This window comes from Paenibacillus sp. FSL H8-0282 (assembly GCF_037963825.1).
In the GTDB taxonomy this organism is placed as follows: Bacteria; Bacillota; Bacilli; order Paenibacillales; family Paenibacillaceae; genus Paenibacillus_AQ; species Paenibacillus_AQ odorifer.
Genome location: NZ_CP150146.1, coordinates 6,268,824 through 6,286,009, shown reverse-complemented (window position 1 = coordinate 6,286,009; position 17,186 = coordinate 6,268,824). Strand labels below are relative to the sequence as shown.

Here is a 17,186-nt window from a genome sequence, read left to right as displayed (position 1 = left end):
CCTTTCGTTATACAATCTCATCTTGCTTATAAATGGGCAGCCGCGTAATGACTGTAAAATGTGGCTCCTGCCTTAGTTCGAGTGTTCCACCGATCAGATGAGTGCGCTCGTACATGCCTTTCATCCCGTCCCCACCACTCCCCAATAATTTGCGGAGCTTCTCTTCTTCTGGAAGTGATCCATTGTTGCTAACCCCCATAGTGATTCCTGCTTGCACATAGTCAATTTTGATCCGGATGGACGTTGCTTTTCCATGCCGCAAGGCGTTGGTTATAGCCTCACGGGCGTTTTTGTACAGGATCACTTGGATACTAGGATAGAGCGGATAAGGTATGCCCTGAACTTGGTATGAGGTCTCGATCCCCGTCTCACGCCCAATCTCTTCGAGCAGCCGGTCTAACGCATAAGCTCCCTCAAGCTTCGGGGTGTAGTTGATACGTTTAACTGCGGACCGCATATCGTCCATGCTGGCCGACAGCTGGTCACGAATCAGTTCCATCATTTGCATTCCACTCTCGGGAGAGGTGGGCAAGGTCTGGAGGGCGGCCTCCATCATCATTTTAATCCGGATTAGCCGGTGGCCGATATCGTCATGGAGCTGGCGTGAGATTCGGACGCGCTCTTTGGACTGGGCAGACTCTTCTACTTGCGCGCTGAACTCCAGCAGGCGGTTGCGAGCTTCATCAAGCTCGAAATGCTTTTTGCGCAACTCATCATATAGAAGAAGAGTGTCTTCGCGCCGCTGGCCAGCTTTCAATAATAGCTTATTTAGGTAGGCAGTGAGCAGAAATGAAAGGTTAATGTAAGTCACTACGAGCGATGGAGAATTCTGGAGTGCAACGTTCAAAGCTATCAGATGTACACCTGTGAACACGTAAGGCACTGCTTTAGGCTGGAGTCTGGAATAATAAAGCAGTGCTGATATAGCGGGGAAAATCATCATGCTGCCATATTGATAACATAACCAGGCCGTGAACAAGATTTCAATGATACTAATCAAAGCATGAATGGATCGAGGGAGCTTTGGCACCATGACCACAAGGAATAGAAGCATCAGGATATGCAGCGTGAAGATTCCATAATCGTTATATTGATAGACATAAATGGTAATAAACGCAGGGATTAAGATGAGTCCGTAACGCAATAAGTTTAGCTCTCTGGGCACGCCTTAGTCATCCTTTATGTTTTTTAATAATCTTAGCATATTATCCCACTACTTCAGGAGATGACTTTAGTCACCTTCAAAAAATGACCTTTCGTACATCCGCAAAAATTCAACCTAGAATAAAATTGAAAATATAGAAGCACACACGACAGGGGAGATAAGAGATGGCAATCGCGGTGTTGACCGATGTGGTGAAACGGTATGAGAACAAATTAACGGTAGATCATGTGAATGTTACGATTCAAGCAGGAGAGATCTTTGGCCTGCTAGGCCCGAACGGGGCAGGTAAAAGTACAACTATAAGTATGATTTGCGGCCTGCTAAAGATTGATAGTGGAGACATTGTTATTGATGGGTTATCAGTCTCTTCGTATGCACTGGAGGTTAAGAAAAAGATCGGCTTAGTTCCGCAGGATTTGGCTTTGTACAATACAATGACAGCAGCAGAAAATGTAACTTTTTTCGGAAGATTGTATGGTTTGCGGGGAAAATTGCTGAAAGAGCGGGTGGCGGAAGCTCTCGCTTTCACAGGACTTAGTGACCGGGCCAAAGAAAAACCAGCTACCTTTTCCGGAGGGATGAAGAGACGTTTGAATATCGCTTGTGCCATCATGCATCATCCAAAGCTGATTATTATGGATGAGCCGACCGTAGGGATTGATCCGCAGTCTCGTAATCATATCCTTGAGTCGGTCAAAGAGCTGAATCGGCTTGGCTCAACCGTCATCTACACTAGTCATTATATGGAAGAGGTTGCAGCCATTTGTGATCGGGTAGCGATTATGGATAAGGGACATATCATTGCTTGTGGCACGGAAAAGGAGCTGCGGGAACGGGTTTCTCAAGAAGAAAAAATAGTGGTCAAAGCAACGAACATCACCCCGGAGCTAATCAATGAGCTTAGTCTACACCCGCGGATCACGAGAGTGGAAAGTAAAGAGGGAACGGTAGAAATGTATCTCCCCTCCTCACAGGATGAGCTGCAGGATATCTTGTTTATTTTTGCTAAACATGAAGGCGTTATTGGTTCTTTAAATATTGAGGAGCCGGATCTGGAGACTTTATTCCTTAGTTTGACAGGACGGACATTGCGCGATTAAAGGAGGGAGAGAACGCTTTGAGAAATATTTGGACAATTATGCTTTATGAGCTTCGCAGGCTGTTTATTTCACGCTCAATCATCATTAATATGTTTCTGCTACCGCTGCTTTTGATCTTTCTGCTGGGTGCTTCCCTCTCCAGTGTAATCGGTGATAAGGCAGCGTCTAAGATTGACCCTGTACGTGTTGGTGTAGTTAATCTTTCTGGAGAAGGGTATGAAAGCTCGGCGATGATAGACAGCTTTTTGAAGACGCCGGAGCTTAAGGATATCATTATTCCGGTCAAAGTAGGGAGCCGAGAGACAGCGGAAAGTGGCCTGCGCGCCGGGAAATATGGTTATGCGGTTATTATTCCCCTAGGCTTCGATAAGAAAGTACAAAGCGGCGAAACTGCAAAGCTAGAGTTTGTTCTGGGCAAAGATCGGACAGATAATATGGTTGCGGGGACGGTATTCGATAACTTTTTGAACAATATTAACTATAAGCAATCCGTAGCTATGACGTTGGGTCCAGAAGCTTTGACCGCTACTGCACCAAGTTTGGGAGAGCAGCCTTCTGTTAAGGTTGGGGCGCTCAGTGAAGGTGGCCGATCCTATACAGCCTCCCAATTCTATGCGGTATCCATGATGCTGATGTTTCTGCTATATAGCGGTTTGACCGTCAGCAGCTCTCTTTTTAATGAAAAAGAAAATCATACCCTCTTCCGAATAACTTCAATGCCGGTAAAAGGTTCTGAGCTGTTTATTGGTAAAATGCTAGGCGTAGGGGTTGTAAGTGTAGTGCAGTGCGCAGCGATTATTATCCTGACTCATTTGTTGTTTGGCGTAAATTGGGGCAATCGTCCGGGCTTGCTGCTGCTCTTCTGTCTTTTAATGATCATAGCTTCCATGACATTATCGATTGTTATTTCAATGTTTAGCAAAACTAAAGCAAGTGCAGGAAGTATTGTTAATGTTATCACTGTGGTCATGACCTTCATTAGTGGAGGGATGGCTCCACTTCCGGAATCATGGGTGAACTCGGTCGGGGCATTTACCCTGAATCACTGGGTACTACAAGCTGTTCTAAAAATGATGCTGCATGCAGAGGTCTCAGAGATTTTGCCGAATCTGCTGGTCTTGTCGATCATCTGTCTGGTTCTATTCAGTGCAGCGGTTATCTCGTACCGGAAGGTAGGTTACCATGGATAAGATCTTAACGATTGCTTGGAATATGGTGAAAAGAACGATTGGTTCTCGGAATGGGCTGCTTTCGTATATTCTTCTGCCATGTCTTGTCGTGGCCGGGGTAGTAGCAATTAGTGGAAGTATGGGTGAGAGACCGGCTACTATTTTATATTCGAATATGGACGATGGTGCAGCGGGCAAACATTTGCTTACCGAGCTGGAGAATACTGGTGATTATAAGCTGGTAGAGAAGACAGATGAGGCTGATTTGAGGGAGAGTATTATCGATCAGAACGGAGAAGCCGGTATTTTGATACCGCAAAACTTCACCTCCGCACTGCTTGCTGGAGAAGAGCCACAAATTAGTGTGTATGAGCTTAAGGCTACTGAAACATCCATTATGGTAAAAATGAAAATCAGTGTAATTGCTGATGAAATGCGAAACACTGCTGGACTAATTGGAGCAGCTCGGACTGAGGCTACGGACTCGGACTCACAGTTTGCTGCCGTAATGCAAAGAGCTGAGCAACATAGTGTAGGCAGTATAAGAACAGATTATGATTTATATCCAAAAGAGGGCTTAAGCATCGTCACAGGATTTACTTTGATGTTCTTAATGGGGCTGGTTACAAGTTCAGTGTCGCTTATTATGGATGATCGAAGAGAACGAACGATGAAACGTATGTTCAGTGCCCCGGTTCGTTCGTATGAGATTGCCCTCGGTAATTTTCTGGGAAGCTTCATTGTTGGGTTAATTCAAATTGTTGTAGTACTTGCTTTGGGCCGTTATGTACTGCAGTTTGACTTTGGATTACCGCTCTACTTGTATTTTTTGGTTCTTGCAGCATTTATGCTCGTTTCCATGGGCTTAGCCAGTACGGTAGCAGGTCTGATTCGCAATCCCAATAATACTGGCATGCTTAATTCGCTGATCCTGACCCCGACCTGTATGCTTGGAGGCTGTTTCTGGCCGTTATCCATTATGCCGGATTATATGCAGAAGGCAGCTAATTTTGTACCGCAAAAATGGGCGATCCAAGCGATCGATATCGCTGCTACAGGTGGAGGCTGGAATGAATTATGGCTGCCTTTTGCCATCTTGGGTCTTATGGCCGCGGTGCTGCTGGCGATTGGTTCTGCTATTCTACGTCCGAGTGAAGCCGGAATTAACGCTTAAAAAATTTACAGATCATATAGATATGCATAGCTTGGACTACTCTATTCAGGTACAATAATAGGTATCAAATGTCCCTAGTTCTTAATATGTGTAAAAGAGGGGATTTCTAGGAGGATGAGCAGATGAGCAGCAATAAATTGGCTTGGACATGGCGGGTGAAGGAAGAATGTTTAGAGGAGTATGTAGCTATGCATTTAAATCCTTGGCCAGAAATTTTGGAGGAGCACAGTAAGGCTGGTATTTCTAACTATTCCATCTTTCAGAATGGCAATCAATTTTTTTACTGTTATGAGTGTGAGGATAGTAAGGCGGCTTTTGATTACATTGCCAAAAGTGATGCTTGCAACCGCTGGAATGCGATTACCTCTAAGATGGTTGAAGGTTCATTTGATTTCAATGATGAGGTGCCTATGCAGCCCTTACGTGAAGTGTTCTATCTGAAATAAGCAATTCAATTCTAGAACAAATCAAATGTGCATAATTTATATTATCGGCGCATCTGGTTTACAGTTATTTTAAATATAGGTATAATATAATTTATAAAGTTAAATTGAATAATTATTTGTTTTTTGGAGGAGCCTGTCAACAAGGGCTCCTCTTTGTCTTTTTTTGGCTTGGAGAAGCTCCTGGTTGGCAGTTCTTATATACAACAAGGGAGTGGATTGAAAGATGGAGTTTGTTTTATATCTTATGCTGATCATATTGTTCACCAAAGTAGCTGGTGATCTATCTGTGCGGCTTGGGCAACCAGCTGTGCTAGGTAAGCTTATTGTGGGAATCATACTGGGGCCTGCGGTACTGGGCTGGGTTCAGGATGGAGAGTTTATTCATTATATCTCTGAGATCGGTGTTCTACTGTTAATGTTCATAGCGGGGCTTGAGACGGATCTGGATCAATTGCGCAAGAACTGGAAATCAGCTTTTGCAGTAGCCGTCGGTGGAATTATATTACCCTTTTTGGGTGGGTTCGCCTTAGGAGAAATGTTTGGTTTTGCTTATCATAATGCTTTGTTTATGGGCGTTATTCTTAGTGCAACATCGGTCAGCATATCGGTGCAGGTGTTAAAAGATATGAATAAGCTGAACACACGTGAAGGCTCTACAATTCTGGGGGCTGCCGTAGTAGATGATATTCTAGTTGTTATTTTGCTCGCTGTTCTGATGAGCTTTTTTGGTACAGGTACAGACGTTTCTATTGGTCTTTTAATTGGGAAAAAGGTGTTGTTCTTTGCCGTAGCGATTATTGCCGGCTGGTTCATTGTTCCTCGGGTCATGAAATGGATGGCTCCGTTGAAGGTGACAGAGGCGATTATTTCAGCAGCGTTAATGATTTGTTTCGCATTCGCCTATTTTGCTGAAATCATGGGGATGGCAGGAATCATTGGTGCCTTTGCGGCTGGGATTGCTATCTCGCAAACTTCCTTTAAGCACACGGTAGAATCCAAGCTCGAGCCGATTGCTTATTCGATTTTTGTGCCGGTCTTTTTTGTAAGTATCGGACTTAGTGTTTCCTTTGAAGGAGTAGGCAGTCAAATAGGCTTCGTGATCTTGCTTACGGTTGTTGCCATTCTGACCAAGCTGTTTGGTGGCGGTCTGGGTGCGCGTCTTACAGGCTTTGATAACCACTCGTCTGCCATTATTGGGTCTGGGATGATTTCACGGGGGGAAGTTGCGTTGATCATTGCCGCCACAGGGCTGCAAAGCGGCTTGTTACAGCAACAGTATTTTACTTCGGTCATTATTGTTGTCATTGTAACTACACTTGTAACGCCGCCACTATTGAAATTTATGTTCCGTGATCCAGTACGTGCGGAAGGGAAATAAACCATAACAAAAGGGAGTCCTGTTGGTCATTTATATGGCTAACGGGGCTCTTTTTTTATGCTCACGTTCCAGTTGCCATCATCAAGAATAAGGACGGGGATCTGTCTACAGAAGGGGAAAGTTCCCCGTCTTAAGACTGAGTACGAAACCAGCCGTAGGGCTGTTTTGAGTTCAGCCAAAAATGACTAAACTAAATCTCGGGATGGAAATTAATACATAATCAAACAGACATAAGGGGAGTGCCAGAAATCATGTGGAGTGGAAGGGGAAAAAGAAAATGAAATGGTTAACAAAATGGTCGTTCGGTAACAAGGCTGCGGTGGGGCTTTTAGTAGTCATGGCTCTTGTGGTGGGAGGGATGAGCTACACTTCGCTACCGATGGAATTTATGCCAGAGGCGGATAATCCTCAAGTGACTGTAACTGTGCTGGGTCCTGGCCAGGATACACATGCTATGGAGACTAATGTAACGAAGCCGATAGAAGCTGGAGCAGCTTTTGTGAAAGGGAAGAAGGAAATACTGTCCACTTCCGGAGACGGATATGCGCAGGTAAATATTTTTTATGATTCGAAAACGAATATGAAGGATGCTGCGCAGGAGGTCCAGAAGGTCGTCGATTCATTGAAGTTCCCGGAAGGGGTAATGGCTCCTTTTGTACTTCAGTTGAATACCTCCATGATTCCTGTATCACAGGTTACTCTTGCTTTTGACGAAGGCCTGACTAAAGAGAATCTTAAGCTTGCGGAAGAAACTATCATTCCAGAGATGCAAAAAGCTGAAGGGGTAGCGAACGTTGCTTTATATGGTAAGGTAACTCCGCAGGTCAGCGTTAAGCTGGACCCGAAATTAATGGCTGAGAAGGGAGTCACGACTCCACAAGTATTAGGTTTACTTCAAGGACGTAATGTATCGGCATCCCTTGGGGAGCAAACGATTGGTGGGCAGACCGGCAATGTTAACGTAGTTTCTACGATAGATAGTATGGATACTTTGAAAAAGCTTCCTGTATCTGCGGGCGTTAAGCTACAGGATATCGCTGCTGTCGAATTGAAGCAGGATCAGGAAAGTGTCAGCCGTTCGAACGGGAAAGACGTTCTATTCGCCATAGTGACCAAAGAGGCTAATGCGAATGCAGTCAGTGTCGGAGATAACATTCAGGCTGCCGTAAATCATATTAATACAACCATTCCTAATGCAGAAGCAGCAGTGGTATTCAGTACATCGGATATGGTAGTTAGCTCGGTGAACAGTATGATGCGTGAGGTATTGCTAGGTGCATTATTTGCGACGATTGTGATTCTGTTGTTCCTGCGTAACCTGCGGGCTACTCTGATTACGGCAGTATCCATCCCACTTTCGTTAGCAGTCACCTTATATCTGCTGAATATTTCCGGCATAAGCTTGAATATCATTACACTCGGGGGAGTCGCGGTTGCGGTAGGCCGTTTGGTCGATGATAGTATCGTGGTGATTGAGAACATTTACCGTAGGCTGCAAAAAGAACCCTTTTCCCGAGAAATGATTATTAGTGCAACTGGGGAAGTGGCTAGAGCGATTACCTCATCAACCATTGCTACCGTAGCAGTATTTTTGCCGATGGGTCTCTTGCGTGGTAGTTTGCAAGCTTTCCTACTGCCGTTTGCTTTAACAGTGACCTATTCATTGCTTACTTCACTCGTAGTAGCTTTGACGGTTGTTCCTCTTTTAAGCTCATGGCTGCTGAGAAGAACATCAATGAAAGAACACGAACCTTCTAAATGGTTTATCCGCTTTCTGGACTGGAATCTTCGCCGTAAATGGGTTAGCTTATCGTTGGGTCTCCTGCTTCTGATTGGCTCCATTGCTGCTTATGTGACTATGCCCAAAGGGGCGCTCGATGCTTCGGATGCCAGCTATGTTTCTGTTCAGATGAATTATCCGAAGGATGTTCCTGTCAAAGATATTTTGGAAAAGGGAAAGCAGTTAGAACAAGATTTGATGAAGCAGCCACAAGCAGAAACGGTAATCATGCAATCAGGGAATAGTGCGGACGCCGCTAAGTGGGGGAGTGTTACCTCTGAAACCTTAGTGGACTATACCGTTGTTATGAAAAAAGGTGCAGATGCTCAGGCTTTTATTGATCATGTTCGTGAGGTAAAAGATTCATACACTGGAGCAACACTTGTTGCTAACCAAATGAGTATGATGGGATCCAGCTCTACCAGTGAATATATTGATATTGTCGGAGATAATCTTACAGATATTACTACTGTAGCAACAGAAGTCACCGCTAAGCTGAAGACCGTAGAGGGAATTCAAAAAGTCAGCAGCAATATGGAGGACACGAAACCTGTATTTTCCTTTAAGGTAGATCCGGCGCAAAGTAATGCGCAAGAGATTTCAATGCAGCTGTCAGCGATGCTTAATCCGATTCCAATGGGGCAAATTGAGCTCGATGGTGACGCAGCAGGTGTAGTGTTAGATCCTATGGTTCAGCCGCAAACGGAGCAGGATTTAAAAGCGCTGACGCTCATGACGGCTGAGGGGCCGAAGCCACTGTCTCAGCTCGCAACTTACGAGGTTCGGAATGAACCAGCAATGTTGTTCCATAAAGATGGGAAGCCGTATGTACGAATTACAGCAGAGGTTGATCCGAAGAAGGTATCTGAGATCGGTGCGAATATTAAAAAAGAAACCGATAGTCTTACACTTCCGAAAGGCGTGACCTTATTTGCAGGCGGAGCGTCAGTTGATCAGTCAGAGGATTTCAACGACTTGGGCATGACGGCATTGATCTCCATCGGGTTGGTCTATCTGATTATGGTACTCACCTTTAAAACCCTTCGGGCTCCACTGGCGATTATGTTCTCCTTACCGCTCGCGGCGATTGGTGCGATTGTTGGACTTATCGTGTCCGGTGTAACGCCTGACTTCACAGCTCTGTTCGGGGCGTTGATGTTAATAGGTATTGTTGTTACGAATGCCATTGTGCTCATTGACCGGATTAAGCAAAATGAAGCCAATATGAGTATCCACGAGGCTATTCTAGAAGCTGCCGGAACACGGATGCGTCCGATTCTCATGACGGCGATCGCCACCATCTGCGCCATGACACCGCTGCTGTTCGGCCATGCCGAGATGGGCAGCATCGTCTCGCAAAGCTTGGCGATTGTAGTCATTGGCGGTTTAACCGCAGCAACACTGCTTACGCTGATTGTAGTGCCGGCGATTTACGAGTTGTTCTACTTCCGTAAATCAGCAAAAGAGCGTAAAAGTACGGCCAAAATAGAAACTCCAACTCATGGTGCGTAATCGAGAATAAATGATGCCCCCACAGCATTGGTATAGCTGTGGGGGCACTCTTTGTTATAAGGGAAACTCGATTCGAAAGATGAATCCAAGTTTTCTTTTACAGTTCCAATGTTGTATCGGACTCAGGAAACCTTATTTTCTAGAATTAGCCCTATTTTGAAAGCTATCGGACACCAGGGTCACTATTGGTGAAAAATACCACGTACCTACTCCGTTTCTTGGAAAATAGAGTCCTTGGAGTCCGATAGCATCTTAATACACCAATAAATTCACTAATAGTGTCTCCTGAGTCCGATTGACTGCTACAAAGAAATTGTATTCTTATCGTTTCTCCTCCAAATTACTCCAATTAGATAAACAAACATATAAAAACAAGGCTAACCCCAATGTTATACACTAGGAGCTAGCCTTGTTTAATTTATGTTGTTTACCCGCAAGAACAATTCAAAACCGGCTTACGCGCAGCCTGTGTCTCATCCAAACGGCTAATCTCTGTGGTATGCGGTGCGTTGATTACGATTTCCGGTGTCTCCTGCGCTTCTTTAACGATCTGAATCATCGTATCGATGAAGCCGTCCAGTGTTTCTTTACTTTCGGTTTCCGTCGGCTCGATCATCATGCATTCCTCAACAGTCAGAGGGAAGTACACGGTTGGCGGGTGGTAGCCGAAGTCGAGCAATCGTTTAGCAACGTCTAAGGTGCGCACGCCATATTGCTTGAGGTTTTTGCCGGACATCACGAATTCATGCTTACATACACCCGGATATGGGATTTCAAAATACGGTGCCAGACGGTGCATCATATAGTTCGCATTCAACACGGCATTTTCGGATACCTCACGCAGTCCGTCTGGACCATAGGTGCGGATATAGGCATAGGCACGTACCAGAATACCAAAGTTTCCATAAAAAGCTTTTACGCGTCCAATGGATTCAGGACCACCGAAGTGAAGTGAGAAGCTGCTATCTTCATTCTTCACCACAGTAGGTTGTGGCAAGAATGGAATGAGGATAGATTTTACGCCGACTGGTCCGGCTCCAGGGCCGCCACCGCCATGTGGGGTACTCATTGTCTTATGCAAGTTCAGATGTACAACGTCAAAGCCCATGTCGCCAGGGCGGGTAATGCCCATAATGGCATTGGAGTTGGCTCCATCGTAATAGAGTAAGCCCCCTGCTTCATGCACGATCTCAGCAATCTCGACAATTTGGGTCTCGAACAAGCCGAGTGTGCTTGGGTTAGTCAGCATCAGTGCGGCTGTGTCGCTACCGACGGCTGCCTTCAGTGCTTCAAGATCGACCATTCCTTTATCTGTGGAAGGGATCGTGATCGTTTCAAGTCCTGCTGCTGAGGCACTAGCAGGATTGGTTCCGTGCGAGGAATCCGGCACGATAACCTTAGTACGCGTCTCGCCGCGACTTTCATGGTAGGCGCGGATCATCATGAGGCCGGTCCATTCACCATGAGCACCTGCGGCAGGCTGTAAGGATACTGCATCCATGCCGGTCAGCGCGGACAGATCATTTTGCAGGGTATACATTAATTCCAGTGCGCCTTGAATACTTTCTTCTGGTTGGTAGGGATGAATTTTGGCGAAGCCGGAGAAGCGGGCAACATCTTCGTTAATCTTGGGGTTGTATTTCATCGTGCATGAACCGAGTGGATAGAAGCCATTGTCTACACCAAAGTTGCGACGTGAAAGAGAAGTGTAGTGGCGAATGACATCCACTTCCGATACTTCTGGAAGTACGACGGGTTCGCTACGGAGTAAACCTGATGGAATTAGGGACTCCAAGGTTTCTTCCTGTGGCACATCGCATAGTGGCAAAGAATAGGCCGAACGGCCGGGACGGCTTAATTCAAAAATTAGACTTTGCTCCGGTTTCATAAACAGCCCTCCAGTGCGCTAGCGAATTGGTCGATTTCGGTTTTGCTTCTTTTTTCCGTTACGGCAACCAGCATATGTCCAGCAAGTTCAGGATAATCACGACCCAGATCATAACCGCCGAGATAATCGTCCTTCAGCAGCTTAGAATTAATAGCGGTCACGCTGCTGCCTTCAGGAAGCTTCACAACAAATTCGTTAAAGAATGGGGAGGAGAAGGCAAGTTCAGCACCTGTTAGTCCGCTAAGTTTATTAGCAGCGTAATGGCTTTTGCGAATATTTAGTTCGCCTACTTCACGCATGCCTTCTTTGCCCATAACGGACAAGTAGACGGATGCGCAGAGAGCCAGCAGTGCCTGATTGGAGCAGATATTCGATGTCGCTTTTTCACGACGAATATGCTGTTCACGCGCTTGAAGTGTAAGAACGAAGCCACGTTTACCGTTACGGTCTACCGTTTGGCCAACGATCCGGCCTGGCATGCGGCGCATCAGGTGATCAGCTACGGCAAAGAATCCGCAAGTTGGACCCCCGAGAGAAGCTGGAATACCGAGTGGCTGAGCATCACCGACTACGATGTCGGCTCCAAGTTTGCCCGGAGTTTCAAGTACACCAAGAGCTATTGGGTTGGCGCTGACTACAAGAAGACCTTTAACCGCGTGAATCAGCGGCTCAACCGAGCGAAGATCCTCAATGCTACCGAAGAAGTTAGGCGATTGCACCAGTACTGCGGCAGTATCACCATCGATAGCTTCAGCAAGTTTAGCTTGATCGGTAACACCGTCTTTATAGTCAATCTCCACCACCTCCAGACCCCAAGCATTAGCCGAAGTACGTAGCACTTGGCGAGCCTCAGGATGAACGGTACGGGAGACGATTAATTTTTTGCGTTTGGTAGCACCAGCCGCGAGAACCGCTGCTTCGGATAAAGCTGTAGCGCCATCATACATACTGGCATTGGCAACTTTCATACCGGTTAGTTCGCAAATGTAGGATTGGAATTCGAAGATCGCTTGCAGCTCACCTTGGCTGATCTCCGGTTGATAAGGAGTGTAGGCAGTGTAGAATTCAGAACGGGAAATGACATGGTTGATGACCACAGGGATGTGATGATCGTATAATCCGGCGCCGAGGAAGCTGGCGTGAGAATCAAAGTCGGCATTTTGGTCAGCCAACCCTTTCATGTGGCGCAGCAGGGCGTATTCATCGAGTGGTTCAGATATCGGCATAGTGCCTTGGTAACGTACCGCTTCAGGAATATCGGAGAACAGCTCATCTATAGACTGAATCCCGACGGCCTCCATCATCTCTACGCGGTCCTGTTCTGTCATGGGCAGATAACGGTGCTTCATTAAGGTTTCACTCCTTGGCTTTTTTAAAATATAAGAAAGTACAATTTTCACGCTATACTTTATTCTTCTATTTCTCGCTTAAAAGCTCACCGTCCTTATATGGACGCTAAAGGCGTTTATACTTGTAAAAAGGGGCCTTAATCACTACAGCCTTAAGCTGCTTACCGCGTATCTCTACGTAAACCTCTGTGCCTATTTCACTGTAAGCAGCATCAATCAAAGCCAACCCCAGGTTACGTTTCAGCGTAGGGGACTGTGTTCCGGTTGTGACCTCACCAATCTTAACCCCATCTGCCCAAACAGGATAATGGGAGCGTGGAATGCCTCGATCAATCATTTCTAGGCCGACAAGGCGACGGGGAATCCCAGTTTCTTTTTGCTGTATTAGTGCATCGCGTCCGATAAAGTCTATTTTGTCCAGCTTCACGAAGAACTGTACTCCTGCTTCAAGCGGGGTGATGTCAGCGGATAGCTCCTGACCGTACAGTGGTAATTTTGCCTCAAAACGTAGGGTATCCCGTGCACCCAGTCCAGCAGGTGTTAATCCGTGGGGCGCGCCTGCTGCAAGCAGTCCGTTCCATAACGTTTCTGCACCTTCCAGCGGAGCGTAGATCTCGAAGCCATCTTCACCGGTATAACCCGTACGGGAGATAAGTACCTCTACACCGCAAACGGTGGCGCGTTCAATGAAATGGAAAGGCTTGAGTACTGAAATAGGAGCATCAGTAACTTCCGCGAGAATGGTCTCTGCCAGAGGACCCTGCAAGGCGAGCAAAAGCGTCTCGTCAGAGACATTAGTGAGCGTGACTTCGCCGAATTCAGAGGTCAAATGCTCTTGCAGCCATTGGAAGTCTTTGTCGATGTTGGAGGCATTAACGACGAGCATATAATGCCCTTCGCTTAGGCGATACACGAGTAGGTCGTCGACAACTCCGCCATTTGGATAACAGAGCAGCGTATATTGCGCCGCACCATCTGTAAGGCGGCTGACATCATTGGTTGTCATTTTTTGCAAAAAGGCTTCTGCACCGCTCCCAATCACCATGAATTCACCCATATGCGATACATCGAACAGCCCAGCCTGCTGGCGAACGGCTTCGTGCTCTTTCACGATACCTGTAAACTGTACTGGCAGCTCCCAGCCACCGAAGTCAATGCACCTGGACTCCGCATAAGCGGAATAGAGATCATAAAAAGGTGTTCTTCTCAAAGCATCCATGTCGTCACTCCCCTTGATCTGATTACATACGAAAAAAGGACAGGCAGAAGCAATCATGCATAAATGCACAAATCGCTTTCTGCTCTGTCCTTTGTACCTGAGAGTTACCCTGCCGTAACTAGCTTGCAGGTTTCCCCGTTGGTGATCTGACGCATCTAGCCTTGCGTCTGATGCTCTCCAGAGATACGTCCGACAAAGGTCCTTTTGCCTGAGAGATTCACCCCTGTTAGGGCTTACTCCTTCGGCGCCGTCTTCAAGTGAGACAGTCTCTCCCTATGCCATCATCCGCAATTATATTTCTTCGAGAAACGGTTATTGTCTATAAAAAGACGACAACGTCATTTCTTCTTGTATGTCTCCATTAAACGGGTATAGTCGGGCGCTGTCAACAAGAAAACGTCGAAAAAATGACAAATTTAAATTTCCTGTTAGTAATATTGACATTGTGAGCCGGGATAACTTAGGCTATAACTAAATTTAGAACTCCAAATTGGAAATGAGGCGGCTTGAAATGAGTGAAGTATTAGACAACCTTCTTTACAGCGAAGAGCATGAATGGGCACAGCAAGTAGAAGGGCGAGTAGTACGTGTTGGGATTACGGACCATGCTCAGCATTTATTAGGCGACATCGTATTTGTTGAGTTTCCTGAGGTAGGATCGACCATTTCAGCCGGTGACAGCGTAGGCAGTATCGAATCCGTTAAGACGGTATCGGAGTTGTATTCGCCCGTCTCTGGGACGGTTACCAAGGTGAATGATGGATTAGAAGCTAGTCCGGAGCTTATCAATGATCAGCCGTATGGCGGGGGTTGGATTTTTGAGATTGAAGTTGATGGAGAGTATGCTGATGCTGTAAAAGGTCTGTTAGATGCAGCCGGTTATAGCGCGTTAGTTGCTGAATAATTGGAAATCGGGGACGGAAAATAGTCTGATCAAGTGTGATATTTTTAGCAGCAAGTTTCTGTGATTCGGGGACTTGCTGTTTGTGTTTCTTATGTGGATTGTGCGAGTATTCGTAAACCCAATCGAGTGGTTTGAGGGTCTAGTGGAGTATGGAATTAGGGAAAACCTCCCTCATTTTAGACGATTATAGCGTGAGAGTTAGGGTTTTAGGGAATTCCTCCCTAATCATCTCGGTAAAACCACTATTTCAGACTAAAAAGAGTAATAATCAGGGAGAAATTCCCTCATTCCGCGATTGGATACGATAATAGGTGAATAATCAGGGAGGTTTTCCCTAATTAAATTGGATGAAGCCCCTTGTAAGCTCAATGTGGTAATTGCAAAGGCCCCTGCCGCCGAACTTAGCTCTGAGCGCAAGCAACTATATTTTATTCCACCTCTTGAAGCTGTCGAAGTACAATGATCTCTACGCGTCGATTTTTCTGTTTGCCTGCTACCGTAGTATTATCTGCTGTTGGTCGGGTATCGGCATAACCTGCATATTGAAAAGTGTCCGGGTTCAGTCCTTCATTATCTAAGAAAAAGCGCAGCACAGAAAGCGCACGAGCACCCGATAGCTCCCAATTGTCGTTATAACGTGAAGCTGATGACACTGGTGTATTATCCGTATGTCCTTCAATGCTGATCGTTGCTCCGATATCTTTGAATAAGCCAGACAACTGCTGAAGAGCAGGAAGGGCTGGTGACTTCACATCTGCTTTACCCACATCAAAAAGAAAACGGTCGCTGAGCGTGATTTCTATGCCCTGCGGTTTGTCGGCTACAAATATTTGTTCACCGAGATTATTCTCCTCCACATAGTGGGTGATCACACCCATTAACTCAGCAAGCTTCGCCTCTTGTTCTCGAAAAGCCAACTCCCGTGCTGAAGGTGTTTCATTCTCCGTTTGTTCATCAGAACCGTCATTTGGTTTTGCAGTTGCGTTCGCATTCCCATCTGTACTCTCTGGTTTGTTGTCAGGGGTCTTTCCAGCATCTAAAATACCATCCCCGCCTTCAAGAACAGTGCTGCTCGACTTGAAAGTCTGGGATAAAGAGCCGGTCACGATATTATATTTGTCAGTGTCCAGGCTGCTCATCGCATACAATATAACGAAAAATATAAGTAAAAGTGTAATTAGATCAGCGTAAGTAATCATCCAACGATCACGGCTTTCTCGATTCTCTACCCGCCGTTTGCGCCGGTCTCTTTGTCTCATATAAAACCTCTTGCTTCTGCACGGTCATCTGTGGTGGTGTCTGAAATGAAGGAGTTCAGTTTTTTACGCACCAGCAGCGGATGATCCCCGTTCTGTAGAGAAAGAATGCCTACTAGCAGCATCTCCATGCTATGCAGCTCACTTTGGCTGCGGGATTTGATTTTGGAAGCAATGGGTAAAAATATTAGATTAGCGATGGCTACTCCGTACAGTGTTGCAGTGAACGCTACTGCGATAGAGGTACCTAGATTTGATGGGTCCGTAAGGTTGCCCAGTACCCTAATAAGTCCCATAACTGTACCGATGATCCCCATCGTTGGAGCATATCCGCCAGCGGCTTCAAAAATCTTGGCGTAGCTTTCATGCTTCAATTCTTTCGCATCCATTTCCAATTCCAAAATCTGTCTTACCTGCTCAGGGTCAGTGCCATCGACGATAAGCAACAGTCCTTCGCGCGTAAAAGAATCGGGATGCAGTTCCGCTTGTTTTTCGAGCATTAAAACGCCGCCGCGGCGGGCCACTGTGGCCATTGCGATAAGCTCTTCTGCTTTCTCTTCATCACGTTCAGGATTGCGGCCAAAAGCCATGCGCAGAGCGGCGGGAATGGAGCGTAGCTTAGCTGCCGGGAAGCTGATCATTACGGCAGCAATCGTACCTCCAAATACAATCAAAGCTGCATTAAGCTGCAGCAGTCCGGAAAGGCTTCCGCCTTCCCAGAGGTAGCCGCCGATTAGCGCAGCCAGTCCGGCCACTAGGCCGATTATTGCGGTAATATCCATGCTTCAAGCTCCTAACATTTCTGTGTATTATGGTTTGCATCGATCTAAGCAACACTGTATAATG

At 46.1% G+C, this 17,186-nt stretch carries 13 protein-coding genes and 1 riboswitch; of the genes, 7 read left to right on the top strand and 6 right to left on the bottom strand.

What is annotated here, in order from left to right:
- Positions 1-7 precede the first annotated feature (7 nt).
- Positions 8-1,165, bottom strand: a complete 1,158-nt coding sequence (locus tag NST94_RS27360; RefSeq protein WP_339281478.1) for a sensor histidine kinase — start codon at positions 1,163-1,165, stop codon at positions 8-10.
- A gap of 164 nt (positions 1,166-1,329) precedes the next feature.
- On the opposite strand from NST94_RS27360, the gene NST94_RS27355 reads away from it, so the two are divergent.
- The 6 genes from NST94_RS27355 (at position 1,330) to NST94_RS27330 (ending at position 9,724) form a co-directional block, all read left to right on the top strand.
- Positions 1,330-2,265 carry an ABC transporter ATP-binding protein gene (locus tag NST94_RS27355; protein WP_036678569.1) on the top strand — a complete coding sequence of 312 codons (936 nt, stop codon included), beginning with the start codon at positions 1,330-1,332 and terminating at the stop codon, positions 2,263-2,265.
- A 17-nt stretch (positions 2,266-2,282) separates the two neighbouring features.
- The gene (locus tag NST94_RS27350) at positions 2,283-3,455 is read left to right on the top strand and encodes an ABC transporter permease (RefSeq protein ID WP_339281477.1); all 1,173 of its coding nucleotides are present in this window, start codon (positions 2,283-2,285) and stop codon (positions 3,453-3,455) included.
- Positions 3,448-4,608 carry an ABC transporter permease gene (locus NST94_RS27345; protein WP_076192450.1) on the top strand — a complete coding sequence of 387 codons (1,161 nt, stop codon included), beginning with the start codon at positions 3,448-3,450 and terminating at the stop codon, positions 4,606-4,608. The genes NST94_RS27350 and NST94_RS27345 overlap by 8 nt, the downstream gene beginning before the upstream one ends.
- A 122-nt stretch (positions 4,609-4,730) precedes the next feature.
- Positions 4,731-5,054: an L-rhamnose mutarotase gene (locus NST94_RS27340; RefSeq protein ID WP_038573529.1), complete on the top strand. Its 324-nt coding sequence runs from the start codon at positions 4,731-4,733 to the stop codon at positions 5,052-5,054.
- A gap of 223 nt (positions 5,055-5,277) precedes the next feature.
- Positions 5,278-6,432, top strand: coding sequence for a cation:proton antiporter (locus tag NST94_RS27335; protein ID WP_076123814.1), 1,155 nt, complete (start codon positions 5,278-5,280; stop codon positions 6,430-6,432).
- Between the two features lie 277 nt (positions 6,433-6,709).
- Positions 6,710-9,724, top strand: a complete 3,015-nt coding sequence (locus tag NST94_RS27330) for an efflux RND transporter permease subunit (RefSeq protein WP_339281476.1) — start codon at positions 6,710-6,712, stop codon at positions 9,722-9,724.
- 427 nt (positions 9,725-10,151) lie between these two features.
- Here the strand turns inward: NST94_RS27330 and gcvPB are convergent, their stop codons facing one another.
- The 3 genes from gcvPB to gcvT form a co-directional block, all read right to left on the bottom strand.
- Complete coding sequence (gcvPB, locus tag NST94_RS27325; protein WP_076279168.1) at positions 10,152-11,612, bottom strand: aminomethyl-transferring glycine dehydrogenase subunit GcvPB; 1,461 nt, start codon at positions 11,610-11,612, stop codon at positions 10,152-10,154.
- Positions 11,609-12,961 carry an aminomethyl-transferring glycine dehydrogenase subunit GcvPA gene (gene gcvPA / locus NST94_RS27320; RefSeq protein ID WP_339281475.1) on the bottom strand — a complete coding sequence of 451 codons (1,353 nt, stop codon included), beginning with the start codon at positions 12,959-12,961 and terminating at the stop codon, positions 11,609-11,611. Before gcvPA ends, gcvPB begins: the two co-directional genes overlap by 4 nt.
- 106 nt (positions 12,962-13,067) lie before the next feature.
- Entirely contained in the window at positions 13,068-14,180 is a 1,113-nt protein-coding gene (gene gcvT / locus NST94_RS27315) for a glycine cleavage system aminomethyltransferase GcvT (RefSeq protein WP_339281474.1), read from the bottom strand.
- Positions 14,181-14,366: 186 nt separating this feature from the next.
- A riboswitch (glycine riboswitch) is annotated at positions 14,367-14,465 on the bottom strand.
- Positions 14,466-14,691: 226 nt separating this feature from the next.
- Between gcvT and gcvH the strand changes: the two genes are divergently transcribed.
- On the top strand, positions 14,692-15,084 hold the full coding sequence (gcvH, locus tag NST94_RS27310) for a glycine cleavage system protein GcvH (protein ID WP_036678614.1): 393 nt from the start codon (positions 14,692-14,694) through the stop codon (positions 15,082-15,084).
- Positions 15,085-15,512: 428 nt separating this feature from the next.
- Here the strand turns inward: gcvH and NST94_RS27305 are convergent, their stop codons facing one another.
- Entirely contained in the window at positions 15,513-16,343 is an 831-nt protein-coding gene (locus NST94_RS27305; protein WP_038573513.1) for a flagellar motor protein MotB, read from the bottom strand.
- Positions 16,340-17,122 carry a flagellar motor protein gene (locus NST94_RS27300; RefSeq protein WP_339281473.1) on the bottom strand — a complete coding sequence of 261 codons (783 nt, stop codon included), beginning with the start codon at positions 17,120-17,122 and terminating at the stop codon, positions 16,340-16,342. The genes NST94_RS27305 and NST94_RS27300 overlap by 4 nt, the downstream gene beginning before the upstream one ends.
- Between the last annotated feature and the right edge of the window lie 64 nt (positions 17,123-17,186).

Excerpts from the sequence above, each read along its gene's own strand:
- gcvPA (WP_339281475.1), bottom strand. The coding sequence starts at position 12,961 with ATGAAGCACCGTTATCTGCCCATGACAGAACAGGACCGCGTAGAGATG.
- gcvT (WP_339281474.1), bottom strand. The coding sequence starts at position 14,180 with ATGGATGCTTTGAGAAGAACACCTTTTTATGATCTCTATTCCGCTTAT.
- NST94_RS27340 (WP_038573529.1), top strand. The coding sequence starts at position 4,731 with ATGAGCAGCAATAAATTGGCTTGGACATGGCGGGTGAAGGAAGAATGT.
- NST94_RS27335 (WP_076123814.1), top strand. The coding sequence starts at position 5,278 with ATGGAGTTTGTTTTATATCTTATGCTGATCATATTGTTCACCAAAGTA.
- NST94_RS27330 (WP_339281476.1), top strand. The coding sequence starts at position 6,710 with ATGAAATGGTTAACAAAATGGTCGTTCGGTAACAAGGCTGCGGTGGGG.
- NST94_RS27305 (WP_038573513.1), bottom strand. The coding sequence starts at position 16,343 with ATGAGACAAAGAGACCGGCGCAAACGGCGGGTAGAGAATCGAGAAAGC.
- gcvH (WP_036678614.1), top strand. The coding sequence starts at position 14,692 with ATGAGTGAAGTATTAGACAACCTTCTTTACAGCGAAGAGCATGAATGG.
- NST94_RS27355 (WP_036678569.1), top strand. The coding sequence starts at position 1,330 with ATGGCAATCGCGGTGTTGACCGATGTGGTGAAACGGTATGAGAACAAA.
- gcvPB (WP_076279168.1), bottom strand. The coding sequence starts at position 11,612 with ATGAAACCGGAGCAAAGTCTAATTTTTGAATTAAGCCGTCCCGGCCGT.
- NST94_RS27345 (WP_076192450.1), top strand. The coding sequence starts at position 3,448 with ATGGATAAGATCTTAACGATTGCTTGGAATATGGTGAAAAGAACGATT.
- NST94_RS27300 (WP_339281473.1), bottom strand. The coding sequence starts at position 17,122 with ATGGATATTACCGCAATAATCGGCCTAGTGGCCGGACTGGCTGCGCTA.